A 22,318-nucleotide genomic window follows, 5' to 3' on the forward strand; every position below is an offset into this window, starting at 1 on the left:
CACATAGTTTGTGCCATAGGAGAAGATGTTGTTTGGATAATAACAGAATATTTCCCGAATAATATAGAATGGGAAAAAGACTTTAAAACAAGAAAGAAGGGTTTATAAAATGAAATGTCTATTATGTAAATCAAGTACAGAAAATAAGCTTACAAATTATATTGCAGATTTGGGGAATTGCATTATTGTTATACACAACGTGCCTACTCAAGTATGTACACAATGTGGCGAAAAATCATATTCATTCGACGTTTCTGTTCGTATTCAAGAATTGATAAACCAAGTGAAAAATATTGTTTCGGGTATTGCTGAATTGAATTATTCGGAAGTTGCTTGATGTTATAAGGAAGTGATGATATTGGAAATAATAAAATATTACGGTAGTGATGAAACGAAAACCGAATTTATCAATCATGACAGTGAGCCGTTAATGGCGGTAATTGCACACGACCGCTCACACGCTGTTGTTTCGTTGCTTGACGAAGGGTGTGAACATCATTTGTTATTGGCAAAGGCTCTTGACAAATACAATATAGATGAATATTTCAGAATTATTTTTGATAACGAAGGTGCGGATTGGACTTTTGTATGCCCGCCTAATTACAAAAATATAACTAACAAAGAAAAACGTATAACGGAATTTTTTAATGACGGTGTTGACGCTATTACCGATTTTCTTAAACAAATCGGTTATGACGTGCCCATTAACGTCCCAAGACGTTATCGCAGACATATGGACTATTTGAAAAATTCAGAGTATTAAAGAGGTTTTTATATATAAAATGTATCAAAATCGTAATTAATTTATCAAAATAACCGATTTTTAATAAATCAAATTCAAAATTATATTTTTGACGATTTTGTTGACGTTGACAAAATCGCAATGAATATTCAAAGGAGGGATACAAATGAAAGAAATAGAGATTGAAGAAGTGCGAAAACGATGTGAATCAGACCAAATAAAATGGTCACTTCACGCATTTAAGCGTTTGCGTGAACGTAATATATCTAAAGATGATTACAAAAACAGTATTTTCACAGGCGAAATAATCGAACACTATCCACAGTCAGCAAGACTTCCAAGTTGTTTAATTTGCGGTCAAAGTCTTAAACAAATGCCGTTGCATAATGTAACAGGCTATGATGAAGAATATTTGTATGCTGTAACCGCATACTATCCCGAACCGGATAAATGGGAAAATGATTTTAAAACAAGGAGAGTGAAATAATATGACTTGTTTCTTTTGCCGAGGCAATGCAGAACAGACAACAACAGAATATATTGAAAAAATTGATAATTTCGTTGTTGTGATTAAAAATGTACCTTGCGAAAAATGTACACAATGCGGAGAAGAATATTTTTCTAATGAAACAGTTGAAACCCTTGAAAAAATTCTTGATAGCGTGAAAACTTTTTCAAGCACCTTAACCGTAACAGTTATTGATTATATTGATACCGCAGCTTAAATAAAAAAATTTCCCTGCCTGCTCCAACAGGCAGAGGAAACAGAATAAAGTGCATTTATACACATATGTCACGCTCCCCACGGAGCGTGTGAGTTGAAATATAACACAAGAAAGGAAGATTTACGATGAATGTAGCCATGTATTTACGAAAATCGAGAGCGGACGAAAACAATCCGCTTGAAACACTTGAACGTCACAAAGAAATTCTTCTTTCTTATGCAAAGGACAATAATTTAACGGTCATTGACATATTTGAAGAAGTGATAAGCGGAGGAATGTTATACAACAGAACGGAAATGCTGAAACTACTTGACGCTATTCCCTCGCACATATATGATGCGGTATTATGTATTGACCTTGACCGTTTAGGGCGCGGAAGTGCCGCAGACAGTGAAAAAATCTTTGACGTTCTTAAAGAAAACGATGTAAAAATTATTACGCTCAAAAAAATATATGACCTCAACAACGAGTATGACGAAGATTACAGTGAATTTGAAATGTTTATGGCTCGAAAGGAGCTTAAATTCATCACTCGCAGAATGAACCGCGGACGTATCAAATCAATCAACGACGGTTGCTTTGTGTCGGGTGCTCCGTTTGGTTATCGAAATGCCGTAATAAATAAAAAGCACACGTTGGAAGTATATGAACCGGAGGCAAAATATGTCCGTATGATATTTGATATGTATGTAAATCAAAGTATGGGTATTACTTCAATAAGCCGTCAGCTTGCAAATTTGGGTGTCTTGAGCAAGAAAAATACACCGCTCCACCCCACCACAATCGCCCGTATGCTCCGAAATCATACTTACATAGGTAAGATAGTGTGGAACAAATCAAAGTCTGTTAAAGGCAAAAATACGCAAGAAAAAACGAGTAAAGATGATTGGTTATATGTTCCCGGACTGCACGAGCCAATAATTGACGAGGACACGTTCAACAAAGCACAAGATATTATAAATCTGAAATATAAACCGCCTATGCGTACAGGCACGTTGCAAAATCCGTTTGCAGGGCTTTTAAAGTGTGCTAATTGCGGTCGGGCAATAGTTATCAATACTTCTAACGAAACCGTTGAAAAATACCGTCTTTGCTGTCGTACACTTGGGTGTAATAAAGCCTCTGCATTAAGTATTGTAGAAGATAAGGTATTTGAAGTGCTTACAAAGGAATTTAAAGATATTGAATTGTCTTTGAAAAATATCCGTCAATCGCATAATAAGGATAAACTTTCCTGCCTTGATACAATAGCCACTTTGGAAACAGAATTAAAAAAACTTGATAAACAACAACTCCGTCTGTATGACTTACTCGAACAGGAAGTCTATACAAAAGAACTTTTCCTTGAACGTAATAACGCAATTTCAGATAGAAGAAAAAAAATTAATGCCACGATAGCACAGGAACGTGAAAAATTTAAACTTGTGGATACATCTTCCATCGAAGAACGACTTCCCCTTTTGCATGAACTTCTCACTAATTACCACTCTCTTTCAGCCGCCGAAAAAAATTCCATTCTTAAAAATTTCGTAAAAAAAATTGAATATAAACGCGAAAAATCCGCTCCCGAGGGCGATATTTTCTTGAAAATCTATTATAAATAACTTTTTATCCACCTTATGTATCTCGTTGCCATAGCTGTCGCCATAGCAATCCATAATATTCCGGAAGGAATTGCTACGTCTGTACCGATATACTACTCAACAGGCAGCAGAAAAAGAGCATTTATAGTATCGTTTTTTTCGGGTATTACGGAACCTTTAGGTGCTATAATCGGTTATTTAATTTTACGTCCGTTTTTCAACGATGTCGTATTCGGTATTTTATTCGGAATAATTGCCGGAATTATGGTATTTATTTCAATAGAAGAACTTTTACCGATGGCACGTGAATATGAAAAAAGCAAAGTCACTATTATAGGCGTCATACTCGGTATGGCAATAATAGCGCTCAGCTTACTTTTATTTCTATAAATTTTACACAATGGCATAAACAATAGTTATTTTAAAAAAATATATACTATATAGTTTGAAAATAAAAATTCTATACTATAAAATACAAATTGGTGAATGCTATGAGCTATAATATTGGACTAAGGCTACGCAATTTACGCAAAGCCGCACAGATGTTGAAATGGAAAGATATATCGCTTGATTAAAACAGCTTTGTCCCTTAGTGATACAGACTAAACGGAGTACAGTTTTTTGTACTCCGTTTCTTTTATTATATTCACACACTTGGACAATTTACGTCCTATCAAAAAATTTTATAAAAAAACTTCCTTTCAACCGACAAAGTCAAAAGGAAGTTTGCATATAGAGTTACCAAAATAAGCGATATTAATGAGTCAATAAAAATATTCCTAGCAAGATGCAGAATGCCGATCCGAAAAGTGATGTTCTCAGTGACATTATACCTATGATTATAAGAGCTATCGCTGATATCTTCTTATACATTGTAACTCTCCTTAAAATTTTCTGTTAATAACCCATGTATGCGGTTTTGTGCGACCGTCATGTGTTTTGCCTTTTCTAGGGCAAACGCCCGGCATAGGTCTGCCGGCATTTGTCGCGCGAGTGATTGTTGCGCCGCAATATGAGCATTTATACTCTACAAACTTTTTATCGTTCATCTCAAGCCTCGTCTTTTAAGTTCGTCACCCATAGCTTTTGCCTGACCTATTTGTTTTGAGCTGTTTCCCGAAAAGTCTTTATTTCTCGCTTTGCGCATAAGCTCTGAATCGCTCATTGACGAATACTTACTGCTTCCGCTTGAATATCCGTCTCTGTAACTGCTCATATCTCTTTCGTATTTTGATTTTACCGCATTGAATAAACCGTCTATAAATCCCATTTTTTCTTCCTCCTTTGTTTAGTGAATATTTGATGTTGTGTATCTGCCTGTCTTGCTTGAATCCGATGTTACTTTAACATCAAATTTTGCACCGCAACATGTACACATCACATTGCTCTTTGAACATGTAAGATTTGATGATTGTGCAAAACCTCCGCATTTTGGGCATCTAATATCGAACATAGCCATAATTTTTACTCCTTTCTCTTATCACTTTATCTTGTGTTTTTTTGATAATTTAATTATATCTACATTCTTGGACAGTTTACGTCCATGCGAAAATTTAATTTAAAAATTTTTAATTGGACATTATTTGTTCAAGTTATCAGTGTATAATCAATATTGATTTTTAATAATTAATATGGTAAACTTTTATTACAAGGATTTTATGATAGGTGTGATTGATATGAAAATGGACAGCGGAAAAAGTTTCAGACTTTTGAAAATGTATGAATGGCTGAATCGCGGTGATGTAATCAATAAAAAAGAATTTGCCGAAATGTTCGGTATCAGTGAAAAATCAGTGCAACGTGATATTGAAGATTTGCGTGCATATATCGCAGAAAATGTTGATGACGGCGACGCATATATAGAATATGACCAAACTAAAAAGGGGTATGTGCTTATAAAGTGCGAACAGGAGTTTCTTACAAACGAAGAAATTTTAAGCATTACAAAAATTCTTTTGGAAAGCCGTAGTTTTAATAAAGACGAAATAAATACGCTTATCAACAAGTTGTTGTTTCAAGCCACTCCGTCGGCAAAAATGAATATAAAAGACCTTATTCTGAACGAACGACACAACTACATTCCCCCGCGTCACGACAGACCGCTGATACATCTCATTTGGGAACTCAGCTGTCACATATCCAATCAGGAAATTATAGAATTTGACTATACGCGTCAAGACAAAACAGTCGTTCACAGAACAGTAAAACCATTGACAATTATGTTTTCTGAATATTATTTTTATTTAATTGCGTGGTTTGCGAATGACTCTAAGGATTTTCCCGCGATTTTTAGAGTTGACAGAATTACTAATATTAAAAATTTAAAACAAAAATTCAATATTCCGTACAGAAACCGTTTCAGTGACGGTGAATTTCGTAAACGTGTGCAGTTTATGTATGCAGGTGAATTAAAACATATTAAATTTGAATTTAACGGTCCGTCTGTCGAGGCTATTTTAGACCGTATTCCGACTGCTGAAATTATTAAATCAGACGGTAATAAACATACAATTAAAGCCGAATGTTATGGTGACGGCGTCCTTATGTGGCTTAGAACTCAAGGCGATTATGTGAAAATGCTGTGATAAAAAATGAGTCTGTCGACATTTTATCGACAGACTCATTTATCGAGTGTGTGAGATTATTTCTGTAAATTAATTTTTCTATGATAAAATACTTAGTTTTATTTGGGCAGATAAGCAAAATTCAGCTTATCTGCCTTTTTGTAATATAGCACGGATTTTCTTCCGCGTCAAGAGCGGTCTTGCAAAAGACCGTATTTTTCACACTATACAAATGTAAAAATATATGCTAAACAAGTCGTCCATCATACATAATGGACAGTTCTCCGTAAACTCTGCCCCAATTTCTAAGTGGCATTGTCCACTTCTTTGTTGCTTCAAAGGTTGTCAAATACAGTGCCTTTAAAAGGGCTGTATCGCTCGGAAATACGCTCCTTTGGCTATTCAATCGACGAAGTACGCTATTAAGGCTTTCTATTGCATTTGTTGTATACATAACTTTTCTGACTTCTGCTGAAAATTTGAACATCGGTGATAAAACATCCCAATTTTCTTCCCATCTTCTCATCGCATTAGGATACTTTTCTTGCCATTTTTTTGTGACACTCTGCATACGTTCGTATCCGCTTTCTTCGTTCGGTGCATGGTATATACTCTTTAAATCATTTGCAAATGCTTTTTTGTCTTTTTCCGCTACATATTTCAATGTATTGCGCACTTGATGGACAATGCAACGCTGATACTCCGTATTTGGATAGGCTGCTGCTATTGATTCCTTTATCCCTGATAAACCGTCTGCACATAATATTAATATATCTCTAACACCACGATTTTTGAGTTCATTTAAAACTCCCAGCCAATATTTCGCACTCTCATTTTCGCCAATGGTTATGCTTAAAACTTCCTTCTTACCCTCGTCATTTACACCAAGAATTATGTATGCAGCTATCTTTTTTACTATATGCTCATCACGAACCGAAAAGTGGATTGCATCAATGAAAACTATCGGATACACAGCTGATAAAGGGCGTTGTTGCCATTCTTCTATTTGAGGTAATATTTTATTTGTAACTGCGGTTACCATACTTTCGCTTACCTCAAAACCATATATATCTTCCACAATATCAGAAATTTGTCTTGTTGTCATGCCCTTTGCAGACATAGCAATGATTTTTTGTTCTATTGCTGATATGTCCTTCTTTCGCTTAGGGACTATCTGCGGTTCAAAATCACCGTCACGGTCTTGTGGAACATCAATAGGTATCTCGCCATAAGAACTACGAAGTTTTTTGTGTTTTACTCCATTTCGATAATCCGGATTGTCACTGCGTTCATATTCGTCATAGCCTAAATGTTCATCCAGTTCAGTTTCCATCATTTCCTGAATAGTACCGCCTAACAGATCCTTTAGTGCCTCTTGAATATCTTCTGCTGTCTTGATGTTGTATTCCTGAATCAATCCGGCAATGATATTCTTCTTTCCTTCACTCATTCTTTCTCGTCTACGTCTTGCCATAAAAAAATTCCTCCTATGATTTATTTATATTTTATCATAGAAGGATTATTTTTTACAGACTTTTTCTCACACTCTTCTCTCCGCAAGACTCGGAGATATTTTTTTATCGAATAGAATTTCTTTTTTTGTATTCAGACGGTGAACAGCCCACATGCTTACTGAACAATCTACCGAAATACAAAGGATTGTCATAACCTATCGCATCAGCAATTTCGGTTATATTTTTATCCGTCTTTTCCAGATAATTTTTAGCCGCCGATATTCTGAGCGAAAGAATGTATTGCATAGGTGTAACCTTCATAATATCTTTGAAACAATGAATAAACCAATTTTTACTCATCAGATGTTCTTCAGCATACTGCTCAATAATGATATTTTTATTATAATTCTCATTAAAATAATGTGCTGCTCTCTCTATTTCATTCATAACATCACTTCCCGACTGCTGTTCTTCTTTAATGTAGCGGTTTATCACTAATAAAACATGCCTTAACAATATTCTGAGCAATTCCTCATGATTCACTCTATGAAGTTGTAGTTCTTGTATCATCTGATTATACAACCATTGATAATCAGGCGAAGTGCCGGTGAAAAACACATTCTTATCATTAGGAAGCTCATAATGTGCAAGATACTCTTCGACCTGAGAACCTGTAAAATGCACCCAATACACTTCCGTCTTATCAGCTGCATAATAATAATACACTTGCGGTTCTCCTGGTCTGTATAAAATCATATTCCCTTTTGTTACTATGGTTTCCTCATCATTAAAATAGAAATGACCTTTGCCTGCTGCAATATATAATAGTTGATAATCATTCCTCCCTTCAGGATGTTCTGTAGCTATTATCGGTCCTGTGTGTACACGGTAGTAGCCACAATTATTAATCTGCAAAGGTACAGACAAATTCTCCAGATTGGGATTTTCGTTTACTGAATAGGCAACATTTACATACATATAAAAGCCTCCTTTCAACCAATTTATTTGCTTTTAATTATATTATACACTAATCTTCTCTATTTTTCAATATATCGAAAGTGATTTTGTGCATATTTTGTTGTATTTAATTTATTGTAAAACAAGAACAAACTCGCTATAATTTAATTAAGAAAATTAGTTAACGTTCACTAATAAAAAAATTTTTAAAAAAGGAGCGATATTATGGAAAAGAAATATTTAAAATGGTATCAGAAAATAGGTTATGGTTCAGGTGACATTGCAGGTAACGTTGTATATGCACTTCTTACAGCTTTTGTAATGTTCTATCTGACCGACACGGTTGGTTTGAGCATGGGTATCATAGGAACATTGATTGCACTTTCCAAAGTTTTTGATGGTGTTACAGACTTCTTCTTCGGACGTATGATAGATAAAACCCACACAAAAATGGGCAAAGCTCGTCCTTGGATGTTATGGCCGTATATAGGCTGTTCGGTTGCTCTTGTAGCCTGCTTTGCAATCCCTACAAGCTGGGGACAGACAGCACAGTATGCTTTCTTCTTCATTGCATACACACTACTCAATGCAGTATTCTTTACAGCAAACAACATTGCTTATGCTTCTCTTACAGCCCTTATAACAAAGAATACAAACGAAAGAGTGCAGCTTGGTTCAATCCGTTTCATCTTCGCATTCGGAACAAGTATGTTGATTCAGTACATAACTATTGATGCTGTAAACTGGTTCGGAGGCGGAGCTGAAGGTTGGAGAATTGTTGCAATAATTTATGCTATCGTTGGTCTTATTGTAAACACAATTTCTGTATTCTCTGTCAAAGAACTTCCTGATGCTGACAAAGAAATGGAAAAAGAAAGAAAAGAAGAACACACTCTTACATTCTTTGACTCATTCAAGCTACTTCTGAAGAACAAGTATTATGTCATCATCTGCATTACATACATTATGACACAGCTATATGCATCAGTAATCGGTATGGGTATCTATTACATGAAGTACATACTTGGAAACGAAGGCTTATTCAGTGACTTCGCGTTAGCAATCAACATTCCTATGGTTGCAATGCTTCTTATCCTTCCTGTTATCATTCAGAAAATGGGCGGTATGTATAAGCTTAATGTCATAGGATATATTGTTGCAACTGTTGGCAGACTGGGTGTAATGGTTGCAGACTATATGGGCAATATTCCGCTTATGCTTGCTTTCACAGCAATAGCTACACTTGGTATCGCTCCACTTCAGGGCGACCTTAATGCACTTATTGCATCTTGCTCAGAACATACAACAATGAAAACAGGTCACCGTCTTGACGGTATGATGTATTCTTGTTCATCACTTGGTATTAAAATCGGTGGTGCTCTTGGTACAGCAATCTGCGGCTGGCTTCTTGACGCTGCAGGTTACATTAAAAATGCTGCTGTTCAGGCACCGGCAACTATCGGCATGCTTCAGTTCCTATATTTGTGGGCACCGGCAATTCTTTGTCTGATAGTAACATTCCTTCTTTCACGCTTGAAGGTTGAAAAGGCAAATAAACTTCTTATGGAAGAGAAAAACATCTAAGGAGTGATTGAAATGAAAGAATATGAGAGATTTGACAGAATCGGTACAACGCCGCACAGAAGCTATTACATTCCTTTTGCACAGGAAGATGTTGTAAGAACTAAGCACAGTATTTTAGACCGTACATCAAGCTCACGATTTACTTCTCTTGACGGTGTCTGGCAGATTAAGCAGCTTGACCATGTAGAAGATTTCAATGTAAATGAGAAAGTTGACGAAAGTATTCCAGTTCCTTCATGTGTTCAGATGCATGGATTTGACCAGATTCAGTATCTGAACACAAGATACCCTTTCCCGGTAATGCTTCCGCATCTTCCTTATGAGAACCCTTGCTGGCATTATCGCCGTACATTTAACCTGAAGAAACAAAGCGGTGAAAGATACTATATCAATTTTGAGGGCGTTGACAGTGCATTCTACATATACATCAACGGCGAGTTCAAGGGATACTCACAGATATCTCATTCAACAAGCGAATTTGATATTACTGACCTTGCAGTAAACGGTGAAAACACAATTGATGTACTTGTTCTAAAATGGTGTATATCTACATATCTTGAATGTCAGGATAAATTCCGTTTCTCTGGAATATTCCGAAATGTATATATGCTCACACGTCCTGAAGAACATATTACCGATTATAAAATTGAAACAAGAATATCAGATAAGGACGGCATATTCAAATTCATAAATGAAAGCCCTGTTGATGTGACGATCACTCTTGACGATAAGACCACAGTTGCTCCTGCAGGCAAAGAAGCAGAAATTGTAATTGATGACGTAAAGCTATGGACGGCTGACGAACCAAATCTCTATACTGCCCAGCTTTATGCAAACAACGAAAAAATCATTGAAAGCGTTGGTTTCAGAGAAGTTTCAATTGACGGTAAGGTTTTCAAAATTAACGGCGAACCTGTAAAACTCAAGGGTGTTAACCGCCACGATTTTCATTGCGAAACCGCGGCTACAGTAAGTCTTGAAGATCTTGCAAAAGACATCCATCTTATGAAGGAGCTTAACGTTAACGCCGTCAGAACATCTCACTATCCAAACAGTCCTGAATTTTATATGCTATGTGATACTTTCGGTATCTATGTTATGGATGAGGCTGACTTGGAGATGCACGGTGCCTGCAGTCGTGACGGCCGTTATGAAATTGACCTATGGAAAGAATACGCAGAAAATGAATTCTTTACTCCTGGCATTACAGACAGACACGCCGCACTTGTTGAACGTGACAAAAACCGTCCGAGTGTTATCATATGGTCACTCGGTAATGAAAGCTCTTTCGGGAAAGCATTTTTCGGCGGTGCAAACTATATCAAACGAAGAGATAATACAAGACCTGTTCATTATGAGGGATTGCAGAATGCTGACTCTAAATATTATTACACTGAACTTGTGGATATGGTCAGCATGATGTATCCGAGTTTTGAAAAAATCCGTGAGGATGTTCTTGAGAATGAGAAAGAAACACGTCCATTTGTACTTTGCGAATACACACACGCTATGGGTAACAGTTGTGGCGATATCGCAGAGTATTGGGATATGATTTATAATAATGAGCAGATGATGGGTGGATTTATCTGGGAATGGGCAGATCATGGTATAAAAACAGATCAGGGTTTCCTTTATGGCGGCGACTTTAAAGAACCTGAACACGATGGTAATTTTTGCGCTGATGGACTTTTAACACCTGACAGAAAGCTTAAGTCTAATGCACTTGAGATGAAAGCTGTATACAGCGGAAAGACTCATTCGGAAGTTTGTAAAATTGATGCACCTGCAAGCACATATAAATTCTCATCAACAATCAATATTGAAGTAAATGAGCATACCGGCGAGATAACCTCTATTAAGGCAGACGGAAATGAAGTTCTTCGAACTCCAATACACTTCAATATAATCCGCTATACGGATAATGACCGTGATTTGGTTGCTCATTGGATTGATCGTTGTCATCTTGAGGCTTGCAAATCGCATATATTCTCCTGCGAAAAGACAGAAAACACTTATAAGTTCACAGGAGTACTTGCAGCGAACTGTTTGATGCCGGCCGTGGAATTCGAATTAAAATATGAAGTATTAGCAAACACACTTATAGCAACTATCTCATACAAAATTGCTGACTACATAGAAAGCCTGCCGCGTTTTGGTATTGAATTTGGCGTTGATAAATCACACGGAAATTTCTCGTATGTTGGATTTGGTCCTACAGAAAGCTATGTTGATAAGCATGTAGCCTGCGAATATGGATACTATGTAAGTTCTGCAGAAGAAAATTATGACAGAGAATATATCCGTCCTCAAGAATCCGGAAGTCATTACGCTTGTAAATATCTTGCGGTAAAAGATTTGTTTAAGGTAACGGCTGACTTGCCATTCTCTTGTTCAGTTAATCCTTTTACTACAGAACAGCTCAGAACCACTTTGCATTCATTCGAACTTGAAGAGAATGATTTCGTAAATGTCTGTATTGACCTTGCTATGCGTGGTGTTGGTTCAAAGTCCTGCGGACCTGATTTGCCGCCGGAATATGAAATTCCAAAAACATATTCAAACACATTTAAATTTGTATTTTAATTGACTTTACGATAATTCTAACTGAACACGAATTGCAGTTATAACCAGGAGGAAAATTATGATGACCAGAGATTACGAACTCATAGACAGTATTGAAATGATTGAAAAGGCAATTCAACGTATGGATATTGCAGAAAACGGTACTCCGTACATCTTAGATTGGTCACATGCTACACAAGGCAATGCCTCGGCAGATGTAGCAAGAACATATTTGTTGTTCTCACTTGCAGGTGATGTTTCAGGTGCAAACACATATCTTGACCTGTTTTGCAAAAAGAGTGACACTGCAAAACAATATGTTCAGAAGTGGATGCCGATTGTAGCAGCATCACAATCTGTAAAAGGCAATGAAAAAGAAAAGGAGCTCTTACTTTCTTGGGTAGACGTTGTCGACTACGAATAAGTTTTAGTTAACCCTCTCGAACCACACCGCACAAACTATAAAACAAAAATACGGTCTGTATGAGCCGACCCCCAAAAGTTAGACCCAAAATCTAACGATTGGGAGGTCGGTTTTTTCATGGCAAAATATAGTTATGAATTTAAGAAAAAAGTTGTACAAGAATATTTGGATGGTAAAGGTGGATATGCATATATTGCAAAGCAAAATGGTATTCCTGCTGAAAGTCTTTTAAGACGATGGGTAAATGCGTATAAGAAATTTGGTGATGAAGGATTACTTCGTTCGAGGAAAAATAAGAATTACTCTTTTCAATTTAAACTTTTTGTGGTAGAATTGTATTTAACAAGCGAGGTCTCTTATCAGGAATTAGCACTTTCGCAAGGTATCAACAATCCTAGTTTATTGGTAAAGTGGGTTAATGATTTCAGAATTTCCGGAACCGAAGCCTTGAGACCCAAAAAGAAAGGTCGTAAGAAAACATTGGATATTAAGGAGTTTAAAAAGCCTTCTAACCCTATTGAAGTAAAGTCTGTAGATACAAGTGCTGAACACGTCAAAGAACTTGAAGATGAATTATTAAAACTCAGAATAGAGAATACATATTTAAAAGAATTGAGGAGACTGCGTTTAGAGGAGGAAACTCTTCTGAAAAAACAGCGAGAATTGTCCACAGTCTCCGAGGACAGTTCAAATTAAAAGACATTCTCGCAGTAGTCGGTTTTCCAAAGGCAACATATATGTATTGGCAAAAACGATTTGACAGAGAAAATCCTGATAAACAGTTGGAGGATGAAATCACTAAAATCCATATAGAAAACAAGGATTACGGTTACAGACGGGTATATAGAGAATTACGAAACAGAAAGATTTTTGTGAATAAAAAGAAAGTTCAAAGAATCATGCAAAAATTATGTTTCCAGGTCACATCATTTACTCGAAAAAGTCGCAGATATAATTCGTACAAAGGCAATGTTGGTAAAATAGCACCAAACAGAATTAACAGGCGATTTAATACATCTGTACCGCATCAAAAGATAACTACTGACACGACCGAATTTAAGTATTATGAGATTGACAACAAAGGCAGAATGGTAATTAAGAAATTGTATTTAGACCCGTTCCTTGATATGTTTAACGGCGAAATTTTAAATTACAGTATAACGCAAACACCATCAGCTGTTGGTATATTGTCTGCACAAAAACGAGCGATAGAAATAACCTCTGATTGTCAATACAGAAGAACATTTCATTCAGACAGAAGCTGGGCATATCAAATGGAAGCATATTCGTCTGCTCTCAAAGAAAACAAAATCTTTCAAAGTATGTCTCGTAAAGGTAATTGCTATGACAACTCTGTTATGGAAAATTTCTTTGGAATATTAAAGCAGGAAATGTATTACGGTACTACATATTACAGTTTTGACGAACTTAAAGAAGCTATTGAAAAATATATAAAATATTACAACGAGAAAAGAATTAAAGAGAAAATTGGGTGGATGAGTCCGGTACAATACCGACTTAACACCTTGGCTGCATAAAAATAGCGTAGCAGTCCTTAAAACTACTACGCTATAAAAAGTCTAACTTTTGGGGGTCACATCAAATCATCGGCCTTTTACTATTCAACTATTTTTCCGATAACAATTCCGTTTTCGTTTCTTTCAAGAAGAACATTTCTGAATTGGTCGTTTAAATCTATATTGGACGGTGCGTGGACTGTAATGTAATTATCTGTTTTACCCTCAAAAAGTCCGTCTTTTGCAGGTTGTTCAAAAAGTACACGCATTGTTTTGCCTATAAAACGATTTATAAATTCATCACGCGTTTTCTGTGTTTCGGCGATTATTATTTTACTTCGCTTTTCTTTTACGTCCGGTGAAATTTGGTTTGGACGTTTTGCGGCTGGTGTTCCGCGACGTTGCGAATATTGGAAAACATGGGCGTCGGCAAATTTTATATTGCGTACAAATTCAACTGTTTTATTAAATTCTTCATCACTTTCATCAGGAAAACCGACCATTATATCGGTAGTGATTGCAACATCGTCAAATGCCTCTCTTAAACCGTCCACAATGCCTTTAAATTGAGCTGTTGTATACTTTCTGTTCATACGTTTTAATGTTTCGTCACAACCGGATTGGAGCGATATATGGAAGTGGTGGCACAGCTTTTTTGAATCCTTAATGCTGTCTATAAATTCCTGATTTAAAGTCATCGGCTCAATGGAAGAAAGACGTATACGCTCAACGCCGTCAATCTTGTCAACGTCCATAATTAAACTTTCAAGCGTTGTGTCACCGAGATCGACACCGTATGACGCAACATGAATACCGACAAGGATAATCTCTTTAAAGCCGTTGTGTGCAAGCTCCTTGATTTCTCTTACAACATCATCTTTTGCTCTGCTGCGAACAGGACCTCTGGCATAGGGGATAATGCAGTAAGAACAAAACTGATTGCAGCCCTCTTGAATTTTAATAAATGCACGGGTTCTGTTTGAATATTGCTTTATTTGAAGTTCTTCAAATTCGTGGTTACTCATTATATCCGAAACGTGATTAATGTTTGATTCGGTGTTAAGTTCTTCAACAAGCGTAACAATGTTCTTTCTGTCTTTTGTGCCGAGTACAAGATTAACACCCTCAATGGCAAGAACTTCGTCAGGCGCGGTTTGAGCATAACAGCCTGTAACGGCTATAACTGCATTCGGATTAAGTTTTTTTGCACGACGAATAATTTGACGTGATTTTCTGTCACCCATATTTGTTACGGAACAGGTGTTTATAACATACACGTCCGCAACTTCGGTAAATTCTTTTATTTCATAGCCGCTATCGGCAAATAATTCCGCCATAGCCTCTGTTTCATATTGATTAACCTTGCAACCAAGTGTATAAAATGCTGCTTTTTTCATCTTTTCAACCTTTCAAGTATATCTTTTGACAATATCGTTAAAAAAAACTTAACGACATTAGTATTATTATATAAAATTTTTTTTTAAAACGCAATAGCTATTGACTTTTTCAGAAAAAAATTGTATTATAGGTAATGTAAGAGATTACATATTACAAATAGGCTTCACGCATGAAATAAGGAGGAATAAAATTATGAAAACATTTGATTTATTACTAAGCTCTATTAATGACGTAAAAGATTTCGTGAATATCGTAAGTAAGTATGACTTCGATGTAGACTTGACATCAGGTAGATATGTCGTTGATGCAAAATCTATCATGGGTATCTTCAGCTTGGATTTGTCTAAGCCTATTAAGGTTGAAGTACATTCTGATGACTGCGATAAGTTTATGGAAGAACTTGATAAGTTTATCATTAAATAATGTAGCTTGAAAATTAAGCGTCCTTTAAGAAAAAGGGCGTTTTTCTTTTGAAAACAAATTTTAAGAGGAACGTTTTTGATGCGTTCCTCTTTTTAGTTTATTCCTGTTCATTTAATTGTGACGGAGTTTCAAGGGTTATGTGACCGATTTTTGCACCGCGCAATTCGTCAAGTACCATATTTGCGGCACGTTCCATATCAATTTCACCGCCTGAAATAACAAAACCGCGTTTTTTACCGATTTTCTCCAACACTTCATATCCTTTAAGTCCCTCGACAGTATCGAGTTTGTATCGTGTACAAAGTTCGTTCGGATAATTGTCGCGAAGATAATCGCAAAGGGAATAGGCAAGAAGTTCAGTGTTCATTATTTCGTCTTTTATAGCGCCTGTGTAAGCAAGTTTTACGGCAACTGTTTGGTCCTCGAATTTCGGCGGAAGAATACCGGGAGTATCAAGAAGTTCCGCGTCACCTTTAATTCTAAGCCACTGCTTACCGCGTGTAACACCCGGTTTGTCACCTGTTTTTGTGCTTGCCTTACCGATAAGACGGTTTATAAGACTTGATTTTCCTACATTCGGAATACCGACCATCATTATTTTTAAAGTTCGGTTTCGTCCTCTTTCTCTTTCACGGTCAATTTTATCCTGTATAAGTGCGCGAGCCTCTGCAAGCACCGTATTAATGCCCATACCTGTCGTACAGCTTATCGGAATAACCTTAAGACCTTGCTCTGCATACCAATCAATCCACAGTTTTGTTCTGTTTTTATCTGCAAGGTCGGCTTTGTTTAAAACAAGCAGTCTCGGTTTGTTTTTTATAATATCGTCAAAATGCGGATTACGTCCCGAAAAGGGAATACGTGCGTCCAATATTTCAACAACAACGTCAATTAATTTAAGATTTGCCTCAATCAAACGGCGTGTTTTCGCCATATGACCGGGATACCATTGTAAATTCTGCATAAGTACCTCGTTAATTATTTAGTAAGACCTATATCCGATAAAGGCCATATTCTGACTTGTGACTTACCTAAAATTGCATTGAAAGGAACTTGACCGAGTTCTGATGAACGGCTGTCCTTACTGCGGGTTCTGTTGTCACCCATAACAAATACACAGTTATCGTCTACGGTGATAGGATATTCAACGGTAGGATCGATTGAAGTTGTTAAGCCGTCATAATAAGGTTCGTCAAGCATTTCACCGTCAACATATACTTTACCGTCAACCAAGTCTATTGTTTGACCAGGCATAGCGATTATTCTCTTTACATAATACTTTTTCTTAAGATTTGAAGGCATACTGCCTTGTGCAAAGAATTTTTCAAATGAAGAAAGTTCTTCTTTGTCTTTTGATTCAGCCAATCTGTCAAAGTATTCTTCACGGTTTTTGTATTCACTGTCAAGAATGATAATATCACCTTGTTTCGGAGTGTAGCCGAGTTTTGTAACTATAAGTCTGTCGTTATCTACAAGTGTAGGGAACATACTTGAACCGTCTACACGTACAATGTCAAATATAAAGCCTTTGATAAGCATAGCAATTACTATTGCTATAGCAAGTGTATATACCCATTCCCAAATTTCTCTTGCAAGGCTTGTCTTTTTATCTTCCTTAGCAGTTGTTTTTGTTACGTTTTCGTTCTTTTCTTCTTGTTCACTCATTTTTTCTTCCTCCTGACATACTATATAAAATGATTATACTACATTTATATTCAAGTTACAATGAATAAAATGTTAATTTTTAAAGACAAAAAAGGGGACACCGAAATGCCCCTTTTCGTATTATAAGGAAATTAGATTCTTTCCTTAACTTTTGCTGCTTTACCAACTCTGTCACGAAGATAGAATAGTCTTGCACGTCTAACTTTACCTTTTCTTGAAACTTCAATCTTTTCAATGTTAGGTGAGTTAACAGGCCATGTTTTTTCAACGCCTACGCCGTAAGAAACTCTTCTTACTGTGAAAGTTTGAGCGATACCGCCGCCCTGTACTTTGATGATTGTACCTTCAAACATCTGAGTTCTTGTACGAGAACCTTCGACGATTCTTTGGTAAACCTTTACGTTGTTACCAACTACAAGTTCAGGTAAATCTGTTCTGATTTGGTCTTTTGTCAAAGCGTTAATGATTTCTTGTGTGTTCATCATTAAATCCTCCTTAATAATCTGGGACATTCGTGCCGACCGAGGCAGAGGACTATCCGTAATAACTACAAAATTATACCACAGTTCAAATGTAATTGCAAGCTTTTTTTAAAAATTTTTTCGACATATTTAAAAAAATCTTGCGTATTTATAAAATAGCACTCTATGAAAGGGATAAAATTATGAAATTTAAAACTGTTGTTATAACAAAAAAGAAACTTATCATAGCCGTAGTGGGTATTTTGTTTTTAGGCGGTATTATTACGGCGGTGAGCTTAATTCCTCCCAAAACGGCGAATGTGTTTAATTATCAAAATGAAATATATGAAGATATACTTGCCGAGGGTCTGCCGAATAATAATGAAAAGACATTCAGCTTAAAGGATTTTGCAAAGAAAATATTAGGGTTTGATATTGAAAATCCGGAAACAATAATAAGTGAATATTCATCGGTATTTGACGGGACAACCTCACAGACGGAGCAGGAGAATACCGGTGAAGAAATTGCGGAAGAAAATACTGAGCTGGGAGAAGAACAAACGGAGCAAACACCTGACACAGTACAGGAAGAAGTACCAATGCCAGACAAATCACAAATTTGTACGGCGAATAATTTAAAGCTGAACAATGCGACAACATATAATGTGGATGTAAATGCTTTGTGCGCGGAGGAGTTTTCCATAAACACAGATGCGGACGGACCGAAAGTTCTTGTTGTACATACGCATACAACGGAATGTTATGACGGCGACCAGATGAACGGTGAAACAGAAAGAAATACGGACGCGAGTATGAACGTGGTTGCGGTAGGTGACGAGATATGCAGAGTGCTTGAAGAAAACGGTATAAAGACGGTACACGACACAACTTATCATGATTATCCGTCATATCAAGGCTCTTATACAAGGGCGTTGTCAACGATAGAAACACAGCTTAAAAACAATCCGTCAATAGAAATTGTACTTGACGTACATCGTGACGCATTTATTTATTCGGACGGCTCAAAACTTGCGGTTACGTGTGAAGAAAACGGAATATCGACTGCACAGGTTATGCTTGTTGTCGGTACGAACAGTATGGGATTGTGGCACGAAAATTGGCAGGAGAATTTGAAGTTTGCGGCTAAAATTCAAAATGCGGCTGAAATAATGTATCCCGGAGTTATGCGACCTATTAATCTAAGAAAAGAACGATTTAACGAGCATATGACTAAAGGAAGTTTGATTTTAGAGGTCGGAAGTAACGGAAATACTCTTGCACAGGCGAAAGAGGGCGGAAAAGATGTTGCAAGAGCGATTGCGGCGGTGCTTAATGCAAAATAATCGTTGCACAGACAAGCGATTTGTGATATAATAAAAAATAATTATCGAATATTTTAGGAGAGAAAATATGTCAAACGAAAGACAGAGTAAAATCAGAAATTTTTGTATAGTAGCACATATAGATCACGGTAAGTCAACACTTGCCGACAGATTGCTTGAACTTACGGGAGAAGTTTCGGAACGTGATATGGAGGAACAGCTCCTTGATAATATGGATTTGGAGCGTGAGAGAGGTATCACGATTAAGGCACACGCCGTTACACTAAAGTATAAGCGTGATGACGGAGAAATTTATACTCTTAACTTAATTGACACACCGGGACACGTTGACTTTAACTATGAAGTTTCACGTTCGCTTGCGGCGTGTGAGGGAGCGATACTTATTGTTGACGCGTCACAGGGTATCGAGGCACAAACACTTGCAAACACATATCTTGCAATCGACCATGACCTTGAGGTTGTACCGGTAATCAACAAAATAGACTTGCCGTCTGCACAACCCGAGATGGTAATAAACGAAATCGAGGACGTTATAGGAATCCCTGCGGAGGACGCACCTCAAGTATCGGCAAAGACAGGTCTTAACGTGGAATCTGTACTTGAAGAAATTGTTGAAAAAATTCCGTCACCGACAGGTGATGAAAATGCACCGCTAAAGGCACTTATATTTGACTCTTATTATGATAGCTATAAAGGCGTTATTGTTTACGTAAGAATTAAAGAGGGAACAGTTAAACCTGGTGACAGAATAAGAATGATGGCGACCGGTGCTGAGTTTGACGTTGTTGAAGTCGGTGTTATGCACCCTGCCGGACTTGTGCCTAATAAGGGATTGGCGGCAGGCGATGTCGGATATATTGCGGCAAGTATTAAAAATATTCAAGATGCGCGTGTTGGTGATACGATTACAACTGTTAAAAATGCGGCGGCAGAGCCGTTGCCGGGATATAAAAAGGTTAATCCTATGGTGTACAGCGGTATCTATCCTGCCGACGGTGCACAGTATGAAGATTTAAAGGACGCATTGTCTAAGTTACAGCTTAATGATGCGGCACTGATGTTTGAACCGGAAACATCTGTTGCACTTGGTTTTGGTTTCAGATGCGGATTTTTGGGACTTCTTCATATGGAGATTATACAGGAAAGACTTGAAAGAGAATATAATCTTGACCTTGTAACAACAGCGCCGAGCGTTATATATAAGGTTTATAAAACGAACGGTGAAATGGTGTGGGTGGATAACCCTACAAATCTTCCCGATCCTGCAGAGATTGATTATATGGAAGAACCTATGGTTAAGGCTACGATTATGGTACCTAAAGACTATGTCGGCAATGTAATGGAATTATGTCAGGAAAGACGCGGAATATATAAGGATATGACGTATATGGACGCGTCAAGAGCGGAGATATTCTATGAACTTCCGCTTAATGAAATTATATACGATTTCTTTGACGCGTTAAAATCAAGAACTAAAGGTTATGCTTCATTTGACTATGAACTTTGCGGATATACACGCAGTAATCTTGTTAAACTTGATATTCTGCTTAACGGTGAAATGGTTGACGCACTTTCATTTATTGTTCATAAGGACAGTGCATACTCACGCGGCAGGAAAATGGCTGAAAAACTTAAAGAGGCAATTCCGCGTCAGCTTTTTGAAGTGCCTATTCAAGCGGCAGTCGGTTCAAAGATTATCGCTCGTGAAACTGTTAGAGCAATGCGTAAGGATGTGCTTGCAAAATGTTATGGCGGTGATATTACGCGTAAAAAGAAACTTCTTGAAAAACAAAAAGAGGGTAAAAAGCGTATGCGTCAAGTCGGTAGCGTAGAAGTACCGCAAGAGGCGTTTATGTCTGTATTGAAATTGGATGACTAATGCGAAAACAAGCGACAATGAAAAAGTCGCTTGTTTTTTTTAGATAAAATGTAAAGTGTACTTGACTTTTTATAAAATAATGATATAATAAAAATGTAAAGCAAACTATACATAAAGGAGTGGTAATTTGAATAATAGAATAAAAGAACTGCGAAAACAAAAGAAAATAACGCAGGATGAATTGGCAAAAGCGGTTGAAGTAACACGGCAAACGATTATATCGCTTGAAAACGGCAAATATAACGCGTCACTTCAGCTGGCGTACAAAATATCAAGGTATTTCGGAACCAATATTGAAGATGTATTTATTTTTGAGGAGGAATAGTGATGAAATTTAAAAATAAGCTGAAAATGCGATTAGGTATAGCAATTGTTTATGTAATTATCGGTGTATTGCTTGTAGTTTTAACAAGTATCGGAATAATAAAAAATGAAGCGATGCTTGTTTTCGGAACGGCATTCGGTGCTTGCGGTTTGGTGATGATAGTAAAGAATATCAGAATTTTTAAGAGTACAGAGAACTTCATAGAGAAAGAGATTGCAGAAAAAGACGAACGTAATATAATGATTTGGACAAAGGCGAGGAGTTTGACATTTAGCGTGTATGCCGTTATAGCCGGAATTGCGATTATAGTATTGTATACAGTGAATATGGAATATGCGGCACAAGTGATTGCGTATAATTTGTGTGGCGTTCTGGTTATATATTGGATTTGCTATTTTATAATAAGAAATAAATATTAAATATGGACAAATTCAAAGAAATTTGGTATAATATGTTTAAATAATTATTCGATAGTGGGGGATAAGATATGTATTGTAATAATTGCGGAACAAAAGTACCTGATGATGCGACTTTTTGTCCTAATTGCGGAAACAATATGCAATCACAAAAACAGTTAAACGGTATTAAAAATGATTTTTCTAAAAATACAAACGGTAATAAACATTCAAAAAAGAATAACAATAACACTGCGTTGATAGTTGCGATTATAGTTGCAACATTGATTGTATTCATATCAGCCGGCTTGATAATG

25 protein-coding genes and 1 pseudogene are annotated in these 22,318 nt (G+C 36.7%); 17 read left to right on the forward strand and 9 right to left on the reverse strand.

The genetic code is table 11. The annotated features are described in order from the left end of the window. Window positions 1-109: 109 nt before the first annotated feature. From ACLTU0_RS05210 to ACLTU0_RS05235, 6 genes are all read left to right on the forward strand, one after another. Entirely contained in the window at window positions 110-337 is a 228-nt protein-coding gene (locus ACLTU0_RS05210; RefSeq protein WP_412275692.1) for a type II toxin-antitoxin system MqsA family antitoxin, read from the forward strand. Window positions 338-358: 21 nt separating this feature from the next. Next, window positions 359-763 (forward strand): hypothetical protein, encoded by a 405-nt coding sequence (locus tag ACLTU0_RS05215; protein ID WP_412321588.1) that lies wholly within the window; start codon window positions 359-361, stop codon window positions 761-763. Window positions 764-908: 145 nt separating this feature from the next. Then, window positions 909-1,229: a DUF4258 domain-containing protein gene (locus ACLTU0_RS05220; RefSeq protein ID WP_412321589.1), complete on the forward strand. Its 321-nt coding sequence runs from the start codon at window positions 909-911 to the stop codon at window positions 1,227-1,229. A 1-nt stretch (window position 1,230) separates the two neighbouring features. After that, window positions 1,231-1,467, forward strand: a complete 237-nt coding sequence (locus ACLTU0_RS05225; protein ID WP_337870822.1) for a type II toxin-antitoxin system MqsA family antitoxin — start codon at window positions 1,231-1,233, stop codon at window positions 1,465-1,467. Window positions 1,468-1,592: 125 nt separating this feature from the next. After that, window positions 1,593-3,071, forward strand: coding sequence for a recombinase family protein (locus ACLTU0_RS05230; protein WP_412321590.1), 1,479 nt, complete (start codon window positions 1,593-1,595; stop codon window positions 3,069-3,071). Window positions 3,072-3,086: 15 nt separating this feature from the next. After that, window positions 3,087-3,440, forward strand: a complete 354-nt coding sequence (locus tag ACLTU0_RS05235) for a ZIP family metal transporter (protein ID WP_147514046.1) — start codon at window positions 3,087-3,089, stop codon at window positions 3,438-3,440. Between the two features lie 494 nt (window positions 3,441-3,934). Here the strand turns inward: ACLTU0_RS05235 and ACLTU0_RS05240 are convergent, their stop codons facing one another. Genes ACLTU0_RS05240 through ACLTU0_RS05250 form a run of 3 tightly spaced genes read right to left on the reverse strand, consistent with a single transcriptional unit; the run spans window position 3,935 to window position 4,509 of the window. Then, entirely contained in the window at window positions 3,935-4,099 is a 165-nt protein-coding gene (locus ACLTU0_RS05240) for a hypothetical protein (RefSeq protein ID WP_412321591.1), read from the reverse strand. After that, window positions 4,096-4,320: a hypothetical protein gene (locus ACLTU0_RS05245; RefSeq protein ID WP_117965405.1), complete on the reverse strand. Its 225-nt coding sequence runs from the start codon at window positions 4,318-4,320 to the stop codon at window positions 4,096-4,098. The genes ACLTU0_RS05240 and ACLTU0_RS05245 overlap by 4 nt, the downstream gene beginning before the upstream one ends. An 18-nt stretch (window positions 4,321-4,338) precedes the next feature. Continuing rightward, window positions 4,339-4,509 (reverse strand): hypothetical protein, encoded by a 171-nt coding sequence (locus ACLTU0_RS05250; protein ID WP_412321592.1) that lies wholly within the window; start codon window positions 4,507-4,509, stop codon window positions 4,339-4,341. Between the two features lie 199 nt (window positions 4,510-4,708). Here ACLTU0_RS05250 and ACLTU0_RS05255 point away from each other — a divergent pair, with 199 nt between their 5' ends. Further along, window positions 4,709-5,635 carry a helix-turn-helix transcriptional regulator gene (locus tag ACLTU0_RS05255; RefSeq protein WP_412321593.1) on the forward strand — a complete coding sequence of 309 codons (927 nt, stop codon included), beginning with the start codon at window positions 4,709-4,711 and terminating at the stop codon, window positions 5,633-5,635. A 226-nt stretch (window positions 5,636-5,861) separates the two neighbouring features. Here ACLTU0_RS05255 and ACLTU0_RS05260 read toward each other — a convergent pair whose 3' ends face one another. Both ACLTU0_RS05260 and ACLTU0_RS05265 read right to left on the reverse strand, forming a co-directional pair. Next, window positions 5,862-7,088: an IS256 family transposase gene (locus ACLTU0_RS05260; protein ID WP_412321594.1), complete on the reverse strand. Its 1,227-nt coding sequence runs from the start codon at window positions 7,086-7,088 to the stop codon at window positions 5,862-5,864. A gap of 103 nt (window positions 7,089-7,191) precedes the next feature. Continuing rightward, the gene (locus ACLTU0_RS05265) at window positions 7,192-8,046 is read right to left on the reverse strand and encodes a helix-turn-helix domain-containing protein (protein ID WP_022229196.1); all 855 of its coding nucleotides are present in this window, start codon (window positions 8,044-8,046) and stop codon (window positions 7,192-7,194) included. A gap of 201 nt (window positions 8,047-8,247) precedes the next feature. Here ACLTU0_RS05265 and ACLTU0_RS05270 point away from each other — a divergent pair, with 201 nt between their 5' ends. The 4 genes and pseudogenes from ACLTU0_RS05270 to ACLTU0_RS05285 all read left to right on the forward strand — a co-directional run bounded on the left by ACLTU0_RS05270 (window position 8,248) and on the right by ACLTU0_RS05285 (window position 14,133). After that, complete coding sequence (locus ACLTU0_RS05270) at window positions 8,248-9,609, forward strand: MFS transporter (RefSeq protein ID WP_412321601.1); 1,362 nt, start codon at window positions 8,248-8,250, stop codon at window positions 9,607-9,609. A 12-nt stretch (window positions 9,610-9,621) separates the two neighbouring features. After that, complete coding sequence (locus ACLTU0_RS05275) at window positions 9,622-12,192, forward strand: glycoside hydrolase family 2 TIM barrel-domain containing protein (RefSeq protein ID WP_412321595.1); 2,571 nt, start codon at window positions 9,622-9,624, stop codon at window positions 12,190-12,192. 127 nt (window positions 12,193-12,319) lie between these two features. After that, window positions 12,320-12,595 (forward strand): annotated as a pseudogene (locus ACLTU0_RS05280) (aminoglycoside phosphotransferase); the annotation flags it as partial. Between the two features lie 117 nt (window positions 12,596-12,712). After that, a protein-coding gene (locus ACLTU0_RS05285; protein WP_412321596.1) for an IS3 family transposase occupies window positions 12,713-14,133 on the forward strand; the annotation gives its coding sequence in 2 pieces (ribosomal slippage) (window positions 12,713-13,235 and window positions 13,235-14,133; 1,422 coding nt in all). 80 nt (window positions 14,134-14,213) lie between these two features. Here the strand turns inward: ACLTU0_RS05285 and mtaB are convergent. Next, window positions 14,214-15,509 carry a tRNA (N(6)-L-threonylcarbamoyladenosine(37)-C(2))-methylthiotransferase MtaB gene (mtaB, locus tag ACLTU0_RS05290; protein WP_412321597.1) on the reverse strand — a complete coding sequence of 432 codons (1,296 nt, stop codon included), beginning with the start codon at window positions 15,507-15,509 and terminating at the stop codon, window positions 14,214-14,216. 193 nt (window positions 15,510-15,702) lie between these two features. Here mtaB and ACLTU0_RS05295 point away from each other — a divergent pair, with 193 nt between their 5' ends. Then, on the forward strand, window positions 15,703-15,933 hold the full coding sequence (locus ACLTU0_RS05295) for an HPr family phosphocarrier protein (RefSeq protein WP_022229204.1): 231 nt from the start codon (window positions 15,703-15,705) through the stop codon (window positions 15,931-15,933). Between the two features lie 97 nt (window positions 15,934-16,030). On the opposite strand, the gene ylqF is transcribed toward ACLTU0_RS05295, so the two are convergent. The 3 genes from ylqF to rplS all read right to left on the reverse strand — a co-directional run bounded on the left by ylqF (window position 16,031) and on the right by rplS (window position 18,080). Next, window positions 16,031-16,897 (reverse strand): ribosome biogenesis GTPase YlqF, encoded by an 867-nt coding sequence (ylqF, locus tag ACLTU0_RS05300; protein WP_117965772.1) that lies wholly within the window; start codon window positions 16,895-16,897, stop codon window positions 16,031-16,033. 14 nt (window positions 16,898-16,911) lie between these two features. Beyond that, a complete protein-coding gene (gene lepB / locus ACLTU0_RS05305) occupies window positions 16,912-17,598 on the reverse strand; it encodes a signal peptidase I (RefSeq protein ID WP_412321598.1) in 687 nt (228 codons plus the stop codon). 131 nt (window positions 17,599-17,729) lie between these two features. Then, window positions 17,730-18,080 (reverse strand): 50S ribosomal protein L19, encoded by a 351-nt coding sequence (gene rplS, locus ACLTU0_RS05310; RefSeq protein ID WP_117965767.1) that lies wholly within the window; start codon window positions 18,078-18,080, stop codon window positions 17,730-17,732. A gap of 182 nt (window positions 18,081-18,262) precedes the next feature. Here rplS and spoIIP point away from each other — a divergent pair, with 182 nt between their 5' ends. From spoIIP to ACLTU0_RS05335, 5 genes are all read left to right on the forward strand, one after another. After that, window positions 18,263-19,402, forward strand: coding sequence for a stage II sporulation protein P (gene spoIIP, locus ACLTU0_RS05315; RefSeq protein ID WP_308455799.1), 1,140 nt, complete (start codon window positions 18,263-18,265; stop codon window positions 19,400-19,402). 67 nt (window positions 19,403-19,469) lie between these two features. Continuing rightward, on the forward strand, window positions 19,470-21,281 hold the full coding sequence (gene lepA / locus ACLTU0_RS05320) for a translation elongation factor 4 (RefSeq protein ID WP_412321599.1): 1,812 nt from the start codon (window positions 19,470-19,472) through the stop codon (window positions 21,279-21,281). 127 nt (window positions 21,282-21,408) lie between these two features. Further along, on the forward strand, window positions 21,409-21,606 hold the full coding sequence (locus ACLTU0_RS05325) for a helix-turn-helix transcriptional regulator (protein WP_022229210.1): 198 nt from the start codon (window positions 21,409-21,411) through the stop codon (window positions 21,604-21,606). A 2-nt stretch (window positions 21,607-21,608) separates the two neighbouring features. Then, a complete protein-coding gene (locus ACLTU0_RS05330; protein WP_022229211.1) occupies window positions 21,609-22,025 on the forward strand; it encodes a hypothetical protein in 417 nt (138 codons plus the stop codon). A 68-nt stretch (window positions 22,026-22,093) separates the two neighbouring features. Then, the coding region (locus tag ACLTU0_RS05335; protein WP_412321600.1) for a zinc-ribbon domain-containing protein at window positions 22,094-22,318 on the forward strand (225 nt) is incomplete at its 3' end.

It is taken from the genome of Hominilimicola sp., assembly GCF_046972485.1.
Lineage (GTDB): Bacteria > Bacillota > Clostridia > UBA1381 > UBA1381 > Hominilimicola > Hominilimicola fabiformis.

Excerpts from the sequence above, each read along its gene's own strand:
- ACLTU0_RS05210 (WP_412275692.1), top strand. The coding sequence starts at position 110 with ATGAAATGTCTATTATGTAAATCAAGTACAGAAAATAAGCTTACAAAT.
- ACLTU0_RS05220 (WP_412321589.1), top strand. The coding sequence starts at position 909 with ATGAAAGAAATAGAGATTGAAGAAGTGCGAAAACGATGTGAATCAGAC.
- ACLTU0_RS05225 (WP_337870822.1), top strand. The coding sequence starts at position 1,231 with ATGACTTGTTTCTTTTGCCGAGGCAATGCAGAACAGACAACAACAGAA.
- ACLTU0_RS05230 (WP_412321590.1), top strand. The coding sequence starts at position 1,593 with ATGAATGTAGCCATGTATTTACGAAAATCGAGAGCGGACGAAAACAAT.
- ACLTU0_RS05235 (WP_147514046.1), top strand. The coding sequence starts at position 3,087 with ATGTATCTCGTTGCCATAGCTGTCGCCATAGCAATCCATAATATTCCG.
- ACLTU0_RS05240 (WP_412321591.1), bottom strand. The coding sequence starts at position 4,099 with ATGAACGATAAAAAGTTTGTAGAGTATAAATGCTCATATTGCGGCGCA.
- ACLTU0_RS05245 (WP_117965405.1), bottom strand. The coding sequence starts at position 4,320 with ATGGGATTTATAGACGGTTTATTCAATGCGGTAAAATCAAAATACGAA.
- ACLTU0_RS05250 (WP_412321592.1), bottom strand. The coding sequence starts at position 4,509 with ATGGCTATGTTCGATATTAGATGCCCAAAATGCGGAGGTTTTGCACAA.
- ACLTU0_RS05255 (WP_412321593.1), top strand. The coding sequence starts at position 4,709 with ATGATAGGTGTGATTGATATGAAAATGGACAGCGGAAAAAGTTTCAGA.
- ACLTU0_RS05260 (WP_412321594.1), bottom strand. The coding sequence starts at position 7,088 with ATGGCAAGACGTAGACGAGAAAGAATGAGTGAAGGAAAGAAGAATATC.
- ACLTU0_RS05265 (WP_022229196.1), bottom strand. The coding sequence starts at position 8,046 with ATGTATGTAAATGTTGCCTATTCAGTAAACGAAAATCCCAATCTGGAG.
- ACLTU0_RS05275 (WP_412321595.1), top strand. The coding sequence starts at position 9,622 with ATGAAAGAATATGAGAGATTTGACAGAATCGGTACAACGCCGCACAGA.
- mtaB (WP_412321597.1), bottom strand. The coding sequence starts at position 15,509 with ATGAAAAAAGCAGCATTTTATACACTTGGTTGCAAGGTTAATCAATAT.
- ACLTU0_RS05295 (WP_022229204.1), top strand. The coding sequence starts at position 15,703 with ATGAAAACATTTGATTTATTACTAAGCTCTATTAATGACGTAAAAGAT.
- ylqF (WP_117965772.1), bottom strand. The coding sequence starts at position 16,897 with ATGCAGAATTTACAATGGTATCCCGGTCATATGGCGAAAACACGCCGT.
- lepB (WP_412321598.1), bottom strand. The coding sequence starts at position 17,598 with ATGAGTGAACAAGAAGAAAAGAACGAAAACGTAACAAAAACAACTGCT.
- rplS (WP_117965767.1), bottom strand. The coding sequence starts at position 18,080 with ATGAACACACAAGAAATCATTAACGCTTTGACAAAAGACCAAATCAGA.
- spoIIP (WP_308455799.1), top strand. The coding sequence starts at position 18,263 with ATGAAATTTAAAACTGTTGTTATAACAAAAAAGAAACTTATCATAGCC.
- lepA (WP_412321599.1), top strand. The coding sequence starts at position 19,470 with ATGTCAAACGAAAGACAGAGTAAAATCAGAAATTTTTGTATAGTAGCA.
- ACLTU0_RS05330 (WP_022229211.1), top strand. The coding sequence starts at position 21,609 with ATGAAATTTAAAAATAAGCTGAAAATGCGATTAGGTATAGCAATTGTT.